15 protein-coding genes are annotated in these 15,083 nt (G+C 67.5%); 2 read left to right on the forward strand and 13 right to left on the reverse strand.

Annotated elements, in window-relative coordinates; genetic code table 11:
* Positions 1 to 540 precede the first annotated feature (540 nt).
* The 5 genes from KME82_RS16235 to KME82_RS16255 all read right to left on the reverse strand — a co-directional run bounded on the left by KME82_RS16235 (position 541) and on the right by KME82_RS16255 (position 4,504).
* Entirely contained in the window at positions 541 to 747 is a 207-nt protein-coding gene (locus KME82_RS16235) for a cold-shock protein (protein WP_031373678.1), read from the reverse strand.
* A 171-nt stretch (positions 748 to 918) separates the two neighbouring features.
* Positions 919 to 1,701 (reverse strand): S-methyl-5'-thioinosine phosphorylase, encoded by a 783-nt coding sequence (locus tag KME82_RS16240; protein ID WP_215494980.1) that lies wholly within the window; start codon positions 1,699 to 1,701, stop codon positions 919 to 921.
* A gap of 139 nt (positions 1,702 to 1,840) precedes the next feature.
* Positions 1,841 to 2,407: a hypoxanthine-guanine phosphoribosyltransferase gene (locus KME82_RS16245; protein WP_215494981.1), complete on the reverse strand. Its 567-nt coding sequence runs from the start codon at positions 2,405 to 2,407 to the stop codon at positions 1,841 to 1,843.
* Positions 2,407 to 3,402, reverse strand: a complete 996-nt coding sequence (gene nagZ / locus KME82_RS16250; RefSeq protein WP_215494982.1) for a beta-N-acetylhexosaminidase — start codon at positions 3,400 to 3,402, stop codon at positions 2,407 to 2,409. The genes KME82_RS16245 and nagZ overlap by 1 nt, the downstream gene beginning before the upstream one ends.
* A gap of 559 nt (positions 3,403 to 3,961) precedes the next feature.
* Positions 3,962 to 4,504: a CYTH domain-containing protein gene (locus KME82_RS16255; RefSeq protein ID WP_215494983.1), complete on the reverse strand. Its 543-nt coding sequence runs from the start codon at positions 4,502 to 4,504 to the stop codon at positions 3,962 to 3,964.
* A 94-nt stretch (positions 4,505 to 4,598) separates the two neighbouring features.
* Between KME82_RS16255 and KME82_RS16260 the strand changes: the two genes are divergently transcribed.
* Entirely contained in the window at positions 4,599 to 5,222 is a 624-nt protein-coding gene (locus tag KME82_RS16260; protein WP_215494984.1) for a hypothetical protein, read from the forward strand.
* A gap of 259 nt (positions 5,223 to 5,481) precedes the next feature.
* Here the strand turns inward: KME82_RS16260 and rlmD are convergent, their stop codons facing one another.
* The 3 genes from rlmD to KME82_RS16275 all read right to left on the reverse strand — a co-directional run bounded on the left by rlmD (position 5,482) and on the right by KME82_RS16275 (position 9,883).
* Positions 5,482 to 6,831, reverse strand: a complete 1,350-nt coding sequence (gene rlmD, locus KME82_RS16265; protein WP_215499104.1) for a 23S rRNA (uracil(1939)-C(5))-methyltransferase RlmD — start codon at positions 6,829 to 6,831, stop codon at positions 5,482 to 5,484.
* A gap of 276 nt (positions 6,832 to 7,107) precedes the next feature.
* Entirely contained in the window at positions 7,108 to 7,743 is a 636-nt protein-coding gene (locus KME82_RS16270; protein ID WP_215494985.1) for a YdbL family protein, read from the reverse strand.
* Between the two features lie 106 nt (positions 7,744 to 7,849).
* Entirely contained in the window at positions 7,850 to 9,883 is a 2,034-nt protein-coding gene (locus KME82_RS16275) for a hypothetical protein (RefSeq protein ID WP_215494986.1), read from the reverse strand.
* A 45-nt stretch (positions 9,884 to 9,928) separates the two neighbouring features.
* On the opposite strand from KME82_RS16275, the gene KME82_RS16280 reads away from it, so the two are divergent.
* Positions 9,929 to 10,654: a response regulator gene (locus KME82_RS16280; protein WP_215494987.1), complete on the forward strand. Its 726-nt coding sequence runs from the start codon at positions 9,929 to 9,931 to the stop codon at positions 10,652 to 10,654.
* 190 nt (positions 10,655 to 10,844) lie between these two features.
* Here the strand turns inward: KME82_RS16280 and recO are convergent, their stop codons facing one another.
* The 5 genes from recO to KME82_RS16305 form a co-directional block, all read right to left on the reverse strand.
* Entirely contained in the window at positions 10,845 to 11,618 is a 774-nt protein-coding gene (gene recO, locus KME82_RS16285; RefSeq protein ID WP_215494988.1) for a DNA repair protein RecO, read from the reverse strand.
* 91 nt (positions 11,619 to 11,709) lie between these two features.
* The gene (locus KME82_RS16290; RefSeq protein WP_215494989.1) at positions 11,710 to 12,849 is read right to left on the reverse strand and encodes a hypothetical protein; all 1,140 of its coding nucleotides are present in this window, start codon (positions 12,847 to 12,849) and stop codon (positions 11,710 to 11,712) included.
* A gap of 19 nt (positions 12,850 to 12,868) precedes the next feature.
* The gene (era, locus tag KME82_RS16295) at positions 12,869 to 13,765 is read right to left on the reverse strand and encodes a GTPase Era (RefSeq protein ID WP_036112168.1); all 897 of its coding nucleotides are present in this window, start codon (positions 13,763 to 13,765) and stop codon (positions 12,869 to 12,871) included.
* 214 nt (positions 13,766 to 13,979) lie between these two features.
* A complete protein-coding gene (gene rnc, locus KME82_RS16300; RefSeq protein ID WP_215494990.1) occupies positions 13,980 to 14,642 on the reverse strand; it encodes a ribonuclease III in 663 nt (220 codons plus the stop codon).
* Positions 14,635 to 15,012: a DUF4845 domain-containing protein gene (locus tag KME82_RS16305; protein ID WP_215494991.1), complete on the reverse strand. Its 378-nt coding sequence runs from the start codon at positions 15,010 to 15,012 to the stop codon at positions 14,635 to 14,637. Before KME82_RS16305 ends, rnc begins: the two co-directional genes overlap by 8 nt.
* Positions 15,013 to 15,083: the final 71 nt, after the last annotated feature.

Consider the following 15,083-nt stretch of genomic DNA (forward strand, 5'->3'; position numbering starts at 1 on the left):
GTTTGCGGCATCCCGAGTTTCATCTCGACATGGCGCTCAAGCCACTGGATCCCCGCGTTCGCGGGGATGACGGTGTTGAGGGATGCGATTGTTCCTCGTCGCTACGTAGCTTCGGGTTGCCTCACGTCGGGGCGGCCGCGTGGTCTTGAGTTGCTGTGCGGTCTCAAGCCGTGGTGTGGTCACTGACTGCTACGCAGGCTCGCTTCACGGCTCCTTCGCTTTTGCTCGTCATTCCCGCGAAGGCGGGAATCCAGGGCTCCACCGCGGCATGGCGCTGAAGTCTCTGGATCCCCGCCTTCGCGGGGATGACGGTCGTGGAAGATCAGACTCGCCCACATTGCTCCGCGGCCTTGGGCTACCGCGATTCAAATACCGACCGTTCGTTCGCAAACCCGCTCGCCACGCGCTGACTGCTGCACTGCGTCAAGCACATAGTGGCAAACCAACCAGCCAAAAAGAAAAAAGGCCCCGCCAGAAGCGGAGCCTTGGAAACTGTCCGATGCGATTCGGCCAGACATTGCCCCTAGGGGCAAAGGCGAATCAAACCACCGGAGCCACTTCGGACGCCTGCGCGCCCTTCGGTCCCTGGGTCAGCTGATAGCTGACACGCTGGCCTTCCTGCAAGCTGCGGAAACCCTTTGCGTTGATCGCGGAGAAATGCACGAATACATCCGCGCTGCCATCTTCGGGAGAAATAAAACCGAAGCCCTTGGCGTCGTTGAACCACTTCACGGTGCCGTACTGCATATCCTTATTGACCTCATGCTGGATGCGTTGACGTGCGTCGCCGCCGGATGTGGCGCGAGACGCACTACCGAGTATGCAAACTGTGCCGCTAGATGACAACGGTTCAGCGTGACAACATCCAGCACGTGTTTCGAAGCAAGATCCGGCCACATCAATTACGCCGAATCGCATTTATGCGACTGGGGTCACCGAAGCGCCGACGCGATCGAGCACGGCGCCGAGCAACGCCGGCAGGCCCGCGGACGCGGCTGCCACGTTGTCGAGCACGTCCTGCAGGGTGATCACTTCGTCCAGGTCCGGACCGGCGCCGGCGGCCCAGTTGGCGACGATCGCCAGGCAGGCGTAATCCAGGCCGAATTCGCGCGCCAGCCCGGCTTCGGGCATGCCGGTCATGCCGACCAGATCGCAGCCGTCGCGGCGCATGCGCGCGATCTCGGCGCGGGTTTCCAGGCGCGGTCCCTGGGTGGCGCCGTAGCAGCCGCCGTCGACCAGGCTCACGCCCGCGCTCGCCGCCGCGGCGATCACGTCGGCGCGAAAGGCGCGCGTGTAGGGCTCGCCGAAATCGACATGCAGCACTTCGGTGCCGGGTTCCTCGCACAAGGTGGAGATGCGGCCCCAGGTGTAGTCGATCAGCTGATCCGGGCAGCCCAGCACGCGCGGGCCGAACCGTTCGGTGATGCCGCCGACCGTATTGAGCGCGAGCACGCGTTGCGCGCCCAGCGCCTGCAAGGCCGCGAGGTTGGCGCGGTAGTTGATCTGGTGCGGCGGCAAGGAATGGCCTTCGCCGTGACGGGCGAGAAACGCCACCCGGCGCCCGGCCAGGGTGCCGATCCGCACCGGACCCGACGGCGCGCCGTAACGCGTGACCGGCTGATGCGATTCCACGTCCTGCAATTCGGCGATGCGGTACAGGCCGGTGCCGCCGATCAGGGCGAGGTCGATGGGTTGGGTCATTGCGGGGGTCCGGGGAGGGGATCAGGAATGAGTGGACAGGAGTGAGGAAACAGTGGCGAGCGCGGGGCGTGGTGGCGGTGCGGGCTTGTCGGGCCTTCGCGCTTTTTCTAGTTCGCCGATTTCCGCGTCTGGCCGGGCCTCACTTCAAGGCATAGATCGCCGGCAGGTTGCGGCCCTGCTCGTGGTAATCCATGCCGTAGCCGAACACGTAGCGGTCGGGCACTTCCACGCCGATGTAGTCGGCGCACACGTCTTCGACGCAACGGTCGTGGGCCTTCACCGCGAGCGCGGCGATGCGCACTTCGACCGCGCCCTGTTCGCGGCACCATTCGCGGATGCCGTGCAGGGTGTGGCCTTCGTCGAGGATGTCGTCGGCCAGCAGCACGCGACGGCCGCGCAGCGGCGTGGCCGGGCGGTGCTTCCAGACCAGATCGGCGCCGGTGGTCGCGCCGCGGTAGCGGGTCGCGTGCAGGTAATCGAATTCCAGGTCCAGGCCGCGCTCGCCCAGTTCCATCGCCAGTTGCGCGGCGAACGGCATGCCGCCGTGCATGATCGTGAGGTACACCGGACGGCTGCCGGCGTAATCGCTGCGGATCTTCACCGCCATGCGCGCGATCTCGCGCTCCAGGGTGCGCCGGTCGAAAATCAGATCGGCGTTTTCCAGCGCCTGGGCCAGGTCGTGCCCGGACTCGTGTTTCACGTTCATCAAGCCAATCCTTCCAGACGGGTGCGGGTTTCGCCGTAACGGCTGTCGGCGATCAGGCCGTCCCAGCCCATCGCGCCGCGGCCGATCAGGCCCAGCAGCGCGGCGGTGTTGAGGCGGCGGCCTTCGACGGCGGCCAGCGACTCTTCTACCAACTGCGGATGACAGACCAGCACGACATCGCAACCGGCATCCAGGTGCGCGTCGATGCGCGCCTTGATCCCGCCGACCGAGAACGCCGCGGCCATGCCGATGTCGTCGCTGAAGACCACGCCGCGGAACCCCATCTCGCCGCGCAGGATTTCTTCGATCCAGCGCCGCGAATACCCGGCCGGCTCCGGCGCGACCGCCGGGTACGACACGTGCGCCATCATCACCGCGTCGGCCTTGGCTTCGATGCCGGCGACGAACGGGATCAGGTCGGTCGCGCGCAGTTCCTCGAGCGTGCGCGGGTCGACCGCGTCGTTGAAATGGGTGTCGGCCAGGACCGAGCCGTGGCCGGGGAAATGCTTGATCGTCGCGGCCATGCCGCGCGCGTGCATGCCGCGCACGTAGGCGCGGGTGAACTCGGCGACGACCTGCGGATCGGGATCGAAGGCGCGGTTGCCGATCGCCAGATTGCCGCGGCCCAGGTCGACCACCGGCGCGAAGCTCAGGTCGACGCCGCTGGCCTGCACTTCGGCGGCCATCAACTGCGCGTGTTCCTCGGCCAGCTTGAGCGCGCCGGCGGGGTCGTACGCGTACTGCTTGCCGAACACCTCCAGCGGCGGCAGGGCGCTGTAGCCCTCGCGGAAGCGCTGCACGCGCCCGCCTTCCTGGTCGACGCAGATCAACTGCGGACGCGGCGCGGCGGCGCGGATCGCGGCCGAGAGCTCGGCGACCTGGGCCTTGGACGCGAAGTTGCGGCTGAACAGGATCACGCCGGCGCAGGCATCGTGCTGCAGCCAGTCGCGTTCCTGCGCGGTGAGTTCGGTACCGGCGACGCCGATCACGAGCATGCGGAACTCCTGGGGGAGAAACAGCGCGGTATGCGCAGGGTGCATTGTCGCGCAGATGGTGCGGCGGGGGCACCCTGCCCGGTTGGCCTGGCCTGGCCTGGCCTGGCCTGGCCTGCGCGGCCGGCGCGGCGGCGGGCGTGCTGCTTCAGGTGCCGCGGCGGCCTGCACATGCTTGCGGGCGCATGAAGCCTTGTGTGTGAAGCCTTGTGTGTGAAGCCTTGTGTGTGAAGTCTTTTGTGGGAGGGCTTCAGCCCCGAGGTTTTCCGATCAGGTCTCAGGGTCTATCGGCGCTGAGCCAAGAGCATCGGGGCAGTGGCTCCCAAAAAGACCTCAGACTGCCGCCAGCAGAAAAGCCGGCGATCACGCCGCCGAAGCTTGTTGACGCCCCAGCAAACCGGCAGACACCGAGAGGTCTTTTGTGGAAGGGGCCGTTGCCCCGACGCTCTTGGCTCAGCCCTGGCCGATGCCCGGTGACCTGATCGGAAAGCCTCGGGGAAATAGCCCCTCCCACAAAAGACCTCACGACGACGCCTCGGATCTTGAACCTCAGACCCTGACCTCACACCGCGTCGGCAACCGCCCCATCGCGCTCGGCCCGGCTCCACTGCGCGTACGGCCGCGTCGCCAGCGCCAGGTTGTAGTAGCGCACGCAGTCGGTGACCTCGGCGCCGGCCCAATCGGGCTTGGCGAATTCGGTATCGGCGCTGGCCAGTTCGATCTCGGCCACGACCAGTCCCGCGTTGTCGCCGAGGAACTCGTCGACTTCCCACAAATGGCCTTCATGCCGGACGTAATGCCGGCGCTTGTCGATCAGCCCGCCGACGCTGAGCGCGAGCAGATCGCGCGCATCCGCGACCGGAATCGGATAGTCGAATTCCTGGCGGGTGTGGCCGAGCTCGCGCGATTTCAGATTGAGAAAAGCCTCGTCGCCGGCGATGCGCACGCGCACCGATGCCTTCATCGCCGCGCGGCCGGCGCCGCTGGCGTCGTCCATCGCCGCCAGATCGTTGAGATAGCCCTGCGCCATCGGCACGACCTGGTGCGCGGCTTCGCGCCAACCGTCGCCGACGACCAGGAATTTGCGTTCGATTTCGATGCCCATGCGCCATTATGGCCCAGCCGCCGGATGCCGTCGCGCCTGTAGAATGCGCGCCCCGCGCAGCAGGCGCGAATTCGCCGAATCGGCAAGGCCGCGCATGAAGCGCTTGATTTGCGACGTATTGTTTCCCCATGCATTGGCCCTCGCCGTGCTCGGCGCGACCGGCGTGGCGTTCGCCGCCGATGCGATGCCCGACGTCGAACAAGCCAACGCCGCGTATCGGCGCGCGCTGGAAGCCGACATCCGTGCGAAATCCGAACCGCCGTCGCCGGTCTCGGCCTCGCTGCTCGCATCGATGAAGATCGTCGCCGTGCAAGGTTGCCAGCGCGTCGATGCCGACTACATCGCCTGCATCGTCGGTGTCGATGCGGGCATGCGCCGCGGCTACCAGGCGTATCGATTCGCCCATGACGGTTCGGTCTGGACGCTGGCGAACAGCGTCGACGCCGCGATTCCAGCGCCGAGCCTGGCCGACGCGCAACGCCTGGTACGCCGGCGCCTGGGCGAAGAAGGCGCGCGGCAGCAAGACCCCGCGCGCAAGGCCGAATTCGAACGCGCCGCCGCCGAGGCGACGGTGAGCGCTATGAATTCGTGCGAACTCGACGACGACAGCGGCGCGGTGGAATGCACTGTGCGGCTGCGCTTGCCCGACGGCAGCGAGCCTTCGGCGACGCAGCGTTTCCAGTTGAATGGAAGCACGTGGTCGTTGTTGGAGCGTTGAGGTACGAAGGATAGGCGCAGCGCGCATCGATTGCGCCGCGTCAGTGATTCCGGGAGTTTCGACGGGTCGGGCGAGTTCGCGGTCGCAGCTTGCGCAGCTCCTACAGGGGCAGCCGTTGCCAGCGCGGCGATCGTTTCGATTCCGACTGTAGGAGCTGCGCAAGCTGCGACCGCGAACAAACGACTACGGCGAAACCAGGCAAGACGACAGCGCCTAAGTCACTCCGCGCCAACCAGGCATCGACGTACCGCAGCCCCGATCAACGCTCGAACATCGCAATCGATTCCACATGCGCGGTATGCGGAAACATGTCCATCACCCCCGCCGCGCGCAGCTTCCAGCCCTTCTCGCGCACCAGATAGCCCGCATCGCGCGCCAGCGACGCCGGATGGCAGCTCACGTAGACGATGTGCTTGAACTGCTTGAGCGGCAGCTGGGTCAGGACGAAATCGGCGCCCGAACGCGGCGGATCGAGCAACAGACGGTCGAAACCTTCGCGCATCCACGGCTCGCCGCTGAGGTCCTTGGCCAGGTCGGCGGCGTAGAACTTGGCGTTGCCCAGGCCGTTGTGCTCGGCGTTTTCGCGCGCGCGCTGGACCAATCCGGCCTCGCCCTCCACGCCGACCACTTCGCGCACGCTGCGCGCCAGCGGCAAGGTGAAATTGCCCAGACCGGCGAACAGGTCGAGCACCCGGTCTTCCGGCTGCGGCTGCAGCAGGTCGATCGCGTGCTGGATCATGTGGCCGTTGAGGCCGGCGTTGACCTGGATGAAATCAAGCGGACGGAATTTCAGCTCCAGATTCCACTGCGGCAGGGTAAACGCGAGCCGGGGATCGGCCGGCCACAGCGGATGCACGCTCTCGATCCCGCCGGGCTGCAGGAACACCGCGAACTCGTGCTGCTGGGCGAAGGCGACGATCGCGTCGCGATCGGCTTGCGACAGCGGCGACAGATGGCGAAAGGTCAAGGCGATGCCGCCGTGCGCGTTGTCGCCGTGCATGCGGTCGCCGCCGATGAACTCAACCTGCGGAATTTCGCGGCGCGCCTGCAGGCCGTCGATCAGCTGCGCGAGCGCGCCGATCGCATCGCCGACTTCGGGAATCACCGTCTCGCAGCGCGCGATCTCGGCGACGAAACGCGGATCGGTTTCGCGGAACCCGACCAGGGTCTTGTCCTTCTTCTCGACCCGGCGCACCGAGAACCGTCCCTTGCGGCGATAGCCCCAGGCCGAATCGGTCAGCGCCGGCAGGATCCGCTCGGGCGTGACGTGGCCGATGCGTTCGAAGTTTTCCATCAGCACCTGTTGCTTGGCCACGATCTGCCGATCCTCGGCCATGTGCTGCAGCGCGCAGCCGCCGCACACGCCGAAATGCGCGCAACGCGGGGCGACGCGATCGGCCGCGGCTTCGAGCACCTCCAGCGTCACCGCCTCGTCGAAGCTGCGCGAGCGCGAGGTCTGCTTGGCCATGACCCGCTCGCCGGGCAGCGCACCGGCGACGAACACCGCCTTGCCGTCCGCACGCCGGGCGACGCCACGGCCGTCGTGGGTAAGGCCGGTGATGGCGGCCTCGAAGGGAGTTTGATCGATGCGGGCCACGGCTGCTGGCAGGAATCAAAGGGGGCGCATTGTCGCAGATTCGGGAATCGGGAATCGGGAATCGGGAATCGGGAATCGGGAATCGGGAATCGGGAATCGGGAATCGGGAATCGGGAATCGGGAATCGGGAATCGGGAATCGGGAATCGGGAATCGGGAATCGGGAAGAGCGTTGCGCCCAGGCCGCCCCTACGCAAGCGCTGCGGCACAAAAAAGCAAAGGTCCGCCAGTGGCGGGCCTTTGGCCGTTGCTCTAACGATTCCCTATTCCCTATTCCCGATTCCCGGCCTCACTTCTGCTTCCAACCGCCGCCCGCATCCTGATACCACCAGCCGCCCTTGGCGCTGTCGACCCACTGGCGGGCGAATACCTGGCGGATCTGCGCTTCCCATTCGGGGTGGTTGTTGGCGACCGCGATCTCGCGGTAGACCGCAGCCGAATCGCGGCCCTGGTCGGCCACGGCCTGGTTGACGCCGACCCGGTCCGACAAGGGGATCTTCGAGGCGTCGCGCACCGCGACGGTGCCGTTGCTGGCGAAGCCGAGCGCGCCGGAATCGAAGTGCGCGCGCAACTGGCTGTCGAAGCGCTGCGCCATGCGCGACTGGATCGCCTGGATCGCCGGGGTCTTGATCGAGATGTCCGGCGACTGCGCGTGGGCGCTGCCGATGCCGGCCAGCGACAACCAGTCGATGCGGCTGGCCAGTTGGCCCCATTCCAGGCCCGGGCGCTCGCTCGAAGCACTGCCACCGGGCTTGCCGCCGTCCTTCGGCGCTTCGGGCGTCTGCATCTGCGGTTGATCGCCGATCACCTTCTCGACGAACTCCTTGGCCGCTTCCTTGGCCTCGGCGGCCGGGAAATAGACATTGATGGTCACGCACGCCGTCAACATCACGGCGGCGACCGGTATTCCCATCCAACGGCGCATGAGCGAATCCTTCTGGTTGTGCGCGGTCCTGCGCGGGTCCCGCCGCGTCCGGGCGCGGGCTGAACGAATGGCGCCTATTGAACCACGGCGCTGTTGAACGACAAGGCTACTGCACCACCGGCTTCACCTCGCCCTTGCTGACCGCCTCCATGCGCTCGAGCAAGGTCGCCCAGTCGACCCGGCGGTTGTAGCCGACCACGTCCAGGTGCGGCACGCCCGCGCCCTGCACGATGGTGAAACCGCGGCTGCCGTCGGGCGCGGCCTTGGCTGGGCCCAGGCCGTCCATGTGGCAGACCTCGTCGGCCAGGCGGCAGGCGATGCCGATGCGGGCGTAGCCGAAGTCGTCGAAAAACCCGATCAGGCGATCCTGCAGGCTGCCGACGAAGGACGAATCGCCGACGCTGGACAAGTCCTGCACGGCGCGCTGGCTGATCCGCTGGCGCACGCCCGGGGTCTTGCGTGTGTGCAATTCGGCGTTGAACGCGGTCGGTTGCCAGTCGACCAATCGCACTTGATCGATGCGGCCGTACAAGCGGCCGGTGATGCTGCCGAAACCGAACACGCCGGTCAGCGATTCCAGGTCGAGATTGTCCAGTGCCAGGTCCGAGCTCAGGGTCGGCGCGACCCCGAACGGACGCTCCATCGCCAGCGACGACACCGCCACGGTGCCGCCGAACAACTGCATGGTCAGGCCGCCGTCGAGTTCGAGCCGATCGTCGGCGTAATGCGCTTGCGGAATGCGCCCGCTGAGCTCGCCGGTGAACGCCGGCCAGTCCAGCGCCTTGGCCAACTGGCCCACGTCGAGCCGATCCAGATTGAGGCCGAAACGCACGTCCAGGCCCTTGCCGCCCGCCGGCGGGCGCAGCCGCAAGCCGTCGAAACCGGCGCGACCGCCGAGCATCGGGAAACTCACCGCGCGCAGCAGCCGCAGTTCGCCGCCGTCGCTGGAAAACGGCAGCGTCACCGCACCGAACTCCAGGCCGTACAGCGCGCCGCCGCGCCAGCCCAGTTCGCTGGCGACCGCCGCATCGGCCGAATAGCGCACCTGGCCGTCGAGACCGTCGAAGCGGAACCGGCCCTGCGCGTCCTTCATCGACACCTGCCGCAGGCTGGCGTCGGCGAGCTGCAATTCGTCGCCGCTCATGCGCACGCGCGCCTGCGCCGCGCCGGACAGCTCCAATTGCCCCAGCCCGGCCAGGCCGAGGAAACCCGACAGATAGCCGTCGCGCAGCGGCGCGAGGTCGGCGCTGCGCAAATCCAGATCGAGCGCGGCCAGACTCGCGTCCGGCGTCAGCGCGGCGCTGCCTTCGAGCGCGAGGATGCCGTCGTCGCGCCACATCAATCGCGGCAGGCGCCAGCCTTCGCCGTCGCGCTGCTCGGCCTGCACCTGCAGATCGACCGCGCGCTTGTGCAACGAAACGTAGGCGTTGCCGAACAGCAACTCGCCGCCTTGCAACTGCCCGGCGATCGCGACGGTGTCGATGCGGTCGAGCTGGGCCGAAAGGTTCAGCTGCGCGCCGAGGTTCTCGGCCGCGATCAGTCCGTCGGGGGTGTCGAGCGCACCGCCCTGCAAGCGCAGCGGGCCGGTGATGCTCAACGGTTTGTGTTGCGGCGCGGCGATGTCGAGCCGGCCGTCGAGCGTGCCGGCCTTGATCCGCCCGGCCGGCCACGCCTGCGCGACCAGCGCCTGGGCCCAAGCCAGCGGCACCCGGGTCAGGTCGATCCGGGTCAGGTCGGGGCTGGCGGCCGCGCGTTGCAAGGCCAGCGCGGCGGCGCCCTGGCTCAAGCGCAGATCGGTGCTGGCCACGCCCAGGTCCAGCGCCAGCCGCAAGGGTTTGCCGCCGGCGCCGCGCAGTTCGCCGTCGCAGCGCCAGCCGCCGCGGCCGTCGCGCTGCAGCGGGCAACGCCAGACCACGTCGCGGAAGCGATAGCCCAGATCCGGCGCCTGGATGTGCCCGGCCTGCAATTCCAGTTCGCCGTGCTCGGCCTGCGCCGGCCAGGACAGGCGCACCTTGACCTGTTCCAGCGTCACCACCGCGGTCGCGACGCGCTGGATCCTGGCGTTCAGTGTGTACGCTTCAGCATGGGTCGGCGCCGCCCACAACGCGGGCAGCGACAACAGCATCAGGAGGCGTAACATGGTCCGCAGCATGGAAGCAGGATAGCGGGCGGAAGCGAACCGGCAATGAAGAATCCACAGGTACCACGCGTATTGCTGGTCGAGGACGACCCGACCAGCCGAGCCTTTCTCACCGCCGCCGTCGAGGCGATGCCGGCCGAAGTCGACGGCGCCGGCACCCTGGCCGCGGCGATGGCGCTGGGCAATGCCCAGGATTACCAGTTATGGCTGTTCGATGCGCACCTGCCCGACGGCAGCGGCATCGACCTGCTCGAGCACCTGCGCCGGCGTCATCCGGCGACCCCGGCGCTGGCGCATACCGCCACCGGCGAGAGTGAAGTGCGCAACCGCCTGATCGCCTCGGGTTTCTCCGACGTGCTGGTGAAGCCCCTGCCGGCCGCGGCGGTGCGCTGCGCGATCCGGCGCTTGTTGAGCCTGCCCGAACACGATGCGCCCGCCTCGGCGGCGGCACCGTCGCAGGAAGAAGCGCCGGTGTGGGACGACGACATCGCCGCGCGCGCGCTCAACGGCAACCGTGTCCACATCGCCACCTTGCGCGGCTTGTTCACCCAGGAGCTGCCCAACGCGCGGCGTTCGATCTGCGCCGCGGCCCAGCTCGGCAACCTCGAAGCGCTGCGCGGGGAGCTGCACAAGCTGCGCGCAAGTTGCGGCTTCGTCGGCGCCGCGCGCCTGGCCCAGGCGGTGCAGGCGTTGCAGGCGCAGCCCGATTCGAGCGTGCTGTTGCAGCGGTTCGATCAGGTGGCGTTGGATACGGTCGAACAGCCGGGTTGAGGTTTGCCGCCATGTGCGGCGCTTTGCGTGGATTTTCTTTGATCGCGAAGTGCGGCTTGGACCGTCGGTTCATCGCGACGGGCGAGTGCGCGGTCGCGGCTTGCGCCGCTCCTACAGGGAGCGGACGCAGCATGATCGAACCCGGCTGCGACGTTGAAATCGGGCGTGCAGTCGCGCTAATTCACTGACCTCAACGCTCGCCGTCGGCGTCCGCTTCCGGCACCGAATCCGCGGTTTCGCGCCTGGGCGCGACGCGCGCCAGCTCGGCCAGCATTTCCCAGGATTTCAGCCCGCGCGGGCCGAGGTGATGGCTCAGCACCGAACGCATCGCGTGCCGCAATCCCGGCAGGTCCGACGGGTTCGGCGCGGTGTCGCCGGTCAGCGCGAGCAAGGCGCGCCCGGTCGCCGCCGCGCTGCGCTCGCCATGGCCGCGGTCGCTGAGCAGGCGGCGCGGGCCCTGCTCGGGATCGAGATGGTAACGCGCGGCCGGATCGATCGCGACGCCGTCGGCGTCGACGCTCCAGTCGAACCCCGACCCCAGCGCTTCGAGCAGATCGCGTTCGAAGCAGCGCAGGCTCCACGCCAGTTGCCCGCCGCGCAGTTGCGCGCGGGTGCGGGCGTAGAGATCGTACAGTTCCGGCAAGGGATCGCCGCGCGGCACCAGGCGCAGCAGCAGTTCGTTGATGTAGAAACCCGCCAGCGAGGTTTCGCCGTCCAGGCGCGGCGCCGCGTCCAGCGCTTCGGCCGAAATCAGTCGCGCCAATTCGCCGCGCAGCAGCGCATCGAAACGGATGTGCTGGAACGGTTGCAAGGCCGCGCGCAGTACCTGCCGCTTGGGCCCTTGCACACCGCGCGCGATCAGGCCGACCCTACCCTGCCGCTCGCTCAGCACTTCGACCAGCAGGCTGGTTTCGCGCCAGGGACGCGTGTGCAGCACGTAGGCGGATTCGGCGGTCAGACGCATGTGCTCACACTAGCTCAGAAGCCGCTTGGCTCAGAAGCCGCTTGCGCGAGACCCGCGCGCCACGTCGCCGCGATGGCGTACACGCACGCGCTCAAGCCGCATCGGTGCCGGTATCGCGCAGATGCCGCATCGCGGTCATCCGCGTCACCAGCCAGCCGATCCCGATCAGGAACAAGGACAACCCGCAAATCGCCAAGCTGCCCAGCGCCTGTCCGTAGCCGTAGCGATACGCCTGCCCGGCCGGCAGGAAACAGTCCGGCCCGTAGATCATCGCCAGCCCGGCGCATGCCGTCGCCACGCCCCACGCCAGCCCCGTGGCCAGGGCATACGGCCACACGCGGTAGCGCCGCCGCTTGCCATCGCGGCGCAGTCGCCGCGCGATCGCGCCACCGATCCAGCCGCAGACCACGCCACCGCCGAACACCACCGCGATCGAACACAACACCGTCGCCACCGTGAGCACGCGGTAGACGATGCCCGGCGGGGCCTGGGTGGTGATCTCGATGGCATCGGCGGGCAGGCCCGGATAACGGCCGTGGTAGGTGTCGCGGGAAGTATCGGCGTGCTGCACGTCCTCGTCGTTCAAGGACAGCGAGGTCTTGATCCGCCATCCCTCGGGCACGCTGACCGTCAGATGCAGGTTCGCGAAACCGGCCCAACTGCGCGCCGGCGCCAGCACATAGGCGAACTGGTACAGCAGGGTCGGGCCATGGCCCTTGCGCTGCATCGCATCGGCACGGTAACTCACGCGCAACACGTGGCGTCCTGGCGGCAACACGAAATCCAGGGCCAGGCTCGAAGGCGTCAGGACTTCGTACGACAACGGCTGTTCGCCGCTCAACGAAGGGGTGGTTTGCGGCGGTTGCCAGCTGCGCGGCAACGCTGGCAGATCCAGCGGCCGCGCCGCGATCGCCCGGCCGTCGAGCGTCGCCTTGAATTGGCTGACGTCGGACGCGCCGGTGGCGAACACCGGTCGCAGGCGGATCGCCGGGCCCGGATTGTCGAGCCAATAGTCGACGTAAACCTTCGCCTCGGCCGACTCGTCGGACAGGTCGCTCAGGTCGATGTGCAGGCTTTCGCTGCCGATCCGCACGGTATCCAAGCCCTGCGGCTCGGCGCTTACCCGCGCATCGCGCCACGGCCTGCCCATGTTCGCCCAGGCGGGCATCGCGCATTGCAGCACCGACAACAGCGCGATCAACAGCGCCAACGCGGCCGACCGAGGTCGCACCGCCGCGCCTACCGCCGTTTCAGTCATGGTAACCAAGCGAGCGCAACGCGGCCTCGTCGTCCGACCAGCCTTCGCGCACGCGCACCCAGGTTTCCAGGAACACCTTGGAACCGAACAGATGCTCCATCTGCACGCGCGCCTTGGCGCCGACTTCGCGCAGGCGCGCGCCGCCCTTGCCGATCACGATCGCTTTCTGGCCGTCGCGCTCGACCCAGATCACCGCGCCGATGCGCAGCAGCGCGCCGTCGACGACGAAACGTTCGATCTCGACCGTGGTCGCGTACGGCAGTTCCTCGCCGAGCTGGCGCATCAGCTGTTCGCGCACCATCTCGCCGGCGAGGAAGCGCTGGCTCTTGTCGGTGATCTCGTCCTCGCCGTACAGCGCCGGCTGTTCGGGCAGCAGCGCCATCACTTCCTTGACCAGCGCGTCCAGGCCCTTGTTCTTGAGCGCCGAGATCGGATGCACCGCGGCGAAATCGCGACCTTCGCTGACCTTGGCCAGGTACGGCAGCAGCGCGGTCTTGTCGGTGATGCGGTCGACCTGGTTGACCACCAGCACCACCGGCACGCCGGCGTTGCGCAGGGCTTCGAACGCGAGCGTGTCCTCGTCGTCCCATTGACCGGCGCGCACCACCAGCAAGGCGGCGTCGACGCCGTCGATCGAACCGCGCGCGGCGCGATTCATCATCCGGTTCATGGCCCGCTTCTGTTCGCGGTGGATGCCGGGGGTGTCGACCAGCAGCAGCTGGCCGTCGGGAAAGGTGGCGATGCCGAGCAGACGGTGGCGGGTGGTCTGCGGACGGGGCGAGACGATGCTGACCTTGGCCCCGACCAGGGCATTGACCAGGGTGGATTTGCCGACATTGGGGCGGCCGATGACGGCGACGTGGCCGGCGCGATACGAAGAAGAAGTCATGGCGCGGATTGTCCGCCCCTGGGGACGGCAGGGCAAACGATTCCGGGGGCGGGAATCGGGAATCGGGAATCGGGAATCGGGAAGAGCATTGCGGCCTGGGTGCTATTGCACAAGCTATTGCCAAAAAAAGCTAAAGCCCGCTTATGGCGGGCCTTTGGCTGTTGCTTGAACGACTCCCGACTCCCGATTCCCGATTCCCGCTCCTCCCGGCCCCTCAATCATCCGCCTTGAGCTGCCGCAACGCATCGTCGGCCGCGAGCTGCTCGGCCGCGCGGCGCGATCCGGCCTCGCCTTCGGCGCTGATCGGCGGCTGGCTGAGGGTGCAGCTGACGCGGAAGGTCTTGGCGTGGTCTTCGCCACTTTCGCAGATCAGCGCATACACCGGCAACGGCTTCTGCCGGCCTTGCAGCCATTCCTGCAGGCGGGTCTTCGCGTCCTTGCCGACCTTGTGCGCGGGCGGCAGCGCTTCCATCGCCGGCACGAACCACGGCAATACCTGCGCGCGGCAGGTTTCGAACCCGGCATCGAGGTAGATCGCCGCGACCACGGCCTCGAGCGCGTCGGCCAGGATCGAGTCGCGGCGGTGACCGCCGGATTTCATTTCGCCGGGGCCGAGGGTCAGGCGCGCCCCCAGCTCCAGGGTGCGCGCGATCGGCGCCAGCGCCGATTCGCGGACCAGTTCGGCACGGGCGCGGGTCAGCGCGCCCTCATCGGCCTGCGGCCAGCGCTGGTACAGCGCTTCGGCCACGATCAGATTCACCAGCGCGTCGCCGAGAAACTCCAGCCGCTCGTTGTGCGGCGCCCCGGCGCTGCGGTGGGTCAGGGCTTGATCGAGCAGCGCGGGGTTGGCGAAACGATGGGCGATCCGATCAGTCACCTTCTTTGGAGCTCAACTGTTGCACCGCGTTGAAGTGACCGACCACGTCCAGGTTGGCGATCAGCTGACGGCGCACTTCGTAGTCCACGGTAATTTCCAAACCGCGGTCGTTGCGCTTGATCTTGAAGTTTTCCTGCTTGACGCTGTCGACATAGCTCATGTCCATGCGACGGAAGAACAGATCGCGCGCCTTGGCGCTGTCCATCTGCCCGGCACCCGGCTCTTCGGCCAGGTCGGCAAGCGAGCGTTTGACCGAGTAGTACTCCGAATACATCGGCACCAGTTTCATGCCCATATAGACAAACACGCCACCCACTCCCAGCACGATGATGAACCCCAATAGGGTCATGCCGCTCTGCTTACGCTTCATACCTTCGATCCCCAGTTGATCTCACTGCAGTTGATCCCACTACCGATCCGGATTTGGCCCAGGTCCAAACC

The sequence above is a fragment of the Lysobacter capsici genome (genome assembly GCF_018732085.1).
GTDB classification, from domain to species: Bacteria; Pseudomonadota; Gammaproteobacteria; order Xanthomonadales; family Xanthomonadaceae; genus Lysobacter; species Lysobacter capsici_A.